This is a genomic window from Arthrobacter sp. Hiyo1, assembly GCF_001263615.2.
In the GTDB taxonomy this organism is placed as follows: domain Bacteria; phylum Actinomycetota; class Actinomycetes; order Actinomycetales; family Micrococcaceae; genus Arthrobacter.
In genome coordinates this window covers 726,549-728,563 of record NZ_DF952469.1, presented here as the reverse complement: position 1 = coordinate 728,563, position 2,015 = coordinate 726,549, and the positions used below count along the sequence as shown (strand labels likewise).

Here is a 2,015-nt window from a genome sequence, read left to right as displayed (position 1 = left end):
CAGCAAGGCGGACCGGTGGCGGTACCTGCAGTTTCGAGCAACAGCAAGGCCGGTGTCTGATGCGGCTGGCTGTCTGCGCCGAAATGGTCTTCACGGAACTGCCGTTCGCCGAGCGGGTACGTCGGATCCATGAGGCAGGATTCGACGTCGAACTCTGGGACTCGAGGAACAAGGACATTGCGGCGCTTAAGGCGAGCGGCGCGGTCTTTTCCTCCATGACCGGGTACACCTCCGGGAGCCTGGTTGACGCCGACACCGCCGATGACGTGGTGAGGACGGCCGAGACGCTGATTCCGACCGCCTTGGAACTCGGCGTCGGCCGCATGGTGGTGCACTCGGCGGAGCTGATCGACGGCAAAGCAGCCCGTCCCGCCTACCGGGCCAACGGCAGTATGTGGATCACGGGTGCCCGGACCCTTGAACGCCTTGGCGCGCTCGGGGAAAAGCACGGACTGACGTTTTGCCTCGAAAACCTCAACACCGTGCTGGACCACCCCGGAATTCCGCTCGCACGGGCCAAGGACACTTTGGCGCTCGTGGAGGCGGCCGGACATCCCAACGTGAAGATGATGCTGGACCTGTACCACGCTCAATTGGGGGAGGGGAACCTCATTGAACTGGTGCGTACCGCCTTGCCGCACATCGGCGAGATCCAGGTGGCGGACGTCCCCGGCCGCTGTGAACCCGGCACCGGCGAAATCAATTACCTGGCTGTGGCTCGGGCGCTCGTCGCCGCGGGCTACGAAGGCACCGTCGGCATGGAGGCCTGGGCCAGCGGAGACGACATGGAGGCGCTCGAGGCATTCCGGCGGGCGTTCACGGTTGAGGCCGCGGAATCCCGCAACAGCTCAGCTTTTTCAACGGAGGTAGCACTATGAAGGACGTCGTTCTCGGGCTGGTTGGAGTAGGGCGGATCGGCGTCATGCATGCCAGCAACATCGCGGCCCTCAACGGGGAATTGAATGGACAAGGCATCAACGTGGAGTTGCGGCTCACGGACGTGGCTGAAGACCATGCCCGTCGAGTCGCAGCTGGTCTCGGCGCCGAGTTCCTGCCCTCGGTGGAGGCGTTGATCGCCTCCGGCGTGGATGGGCTGGTGATCGCAACCGGCACGGGTACGCACCCGGAACTAATCCGAGCTGGGGTGGACGCCGGTATCCCGGTGTTCTGCGAGAAGCCTGTAGCCATGAATGTGGCCGATTCGCTGCCTGTCCTGGAACATATCCGTGCCAACGATGGCGTGGTGCAGATCGGCCACCAGCGTCGCTTCGATGCCGGCTACCTTGAAGCCAGGCGTGCGTACCAAGCGGGGGAGCTCGGCTGGATCCACTCACTGCGCGCCGTGACCTGCGACATGGCACCGCCGCCCGTGGAGTTCCTGGCAACGTCCGGCGGGTTGTTCCGCGATTGCTCGGTCCACGACTTCGACATCCTGCGCTGGCTGACCGGCCGCGAGATCGTAGAGGTCTATGCCAAGGGTTCCAACAACGGCGATCCCGCCATCGGAGAAGTGGGCGATGTGGACACCGCCTTAGCTCTGATCACCTTCGACGACGGGACGGTCGGCACAGTCTCGGCAACCCGCTACAACGGTGCAGGGCATGACGTTCGCCTCGAAATCCAAGGCTCCAAGCGTTCCGTCATGGTTGGCTTGGACGACAAGACAGCCATGGAATCAGCCGAGGCCGGGATCGCCTTCCCGTCCGGAGAACCCCACAAGACCTTCGCCGAACGCTTCGACCAGGCCTACCGCTCGGAAATGGCGGCCTTCGTTGAACTGGTCCTGGGCCAACGGGAAAACCCGTGCACCCCCGAGGACGCCGTCGCAGCTTCCCGTGTGGCGGATGCCGCGCAGGAGTCGCTGGCAAGCGGAGTTCCCGTCAGAGTGGCGCTAGTGGGGGCGAAGGCGAGTTAGGCGATTACAGGTCCCAACTAGCTCGCAGTTGTTGTCGTTTTGACGGCCCAGAACGACAACAACTGCTTGGGCCCACGCCGCCAGGGTTCCCTGGCCGTGG

At 64.1% G+C, this 2,015-nt stretch carries 2 protein-coding genes; both read left to right on the top strand.

All coding sequences use genetic code 11. The features are described 5' to 3' along the window. Window positions 1-59: 59 nt before the first annotated feature. Complete coding sequence (locus AHiyo1_RS07680; RefSeq protein WP_059388163.1) at window positions 60-878, top strand: TIM barrel protein; 819 nt, start codon at window positions 60-62, stop codon at window positions 876-878. Then, the gene (locus AHiyo1_RS07675) at window positions 875-1,915 is read left to right on the top strand and encodes a Gfo/Idh/MocA family oxidoreductase (RefSeq protein WP_059388162.1); all 1,041 of its coding nucleotides are present in this window, start codon (window positions 875-877) and stop codon (window positions 1,913-1,915) included. The genes AHiyo1_RS07680 and AHiyo1_RS07675 overlap by 4 nt, the downstream gene beginning before the upstream one ends. Window positions 1,916-2,015 lie beyond the last annotated feature (100 nt).

What these genes read in the sequence shown, in the direction of transcription:
- AHiyo1_RS07675 (WP_059388162.1), top strand. Translation starts at nt 875, where the DNA reads ATGAAGGACGTCGTTCTCGGGCTGGTTGGAGTAGGGCGGATCGGCGTC.
- AHiyo1_RS07680 (WP_059388163.1), top strand. Translation starts at nt 60, where the DNA reads ATGCGGCTGGCTGTCTGCGCCGAAATGGTCTTCACGGAACTGCCGTTC.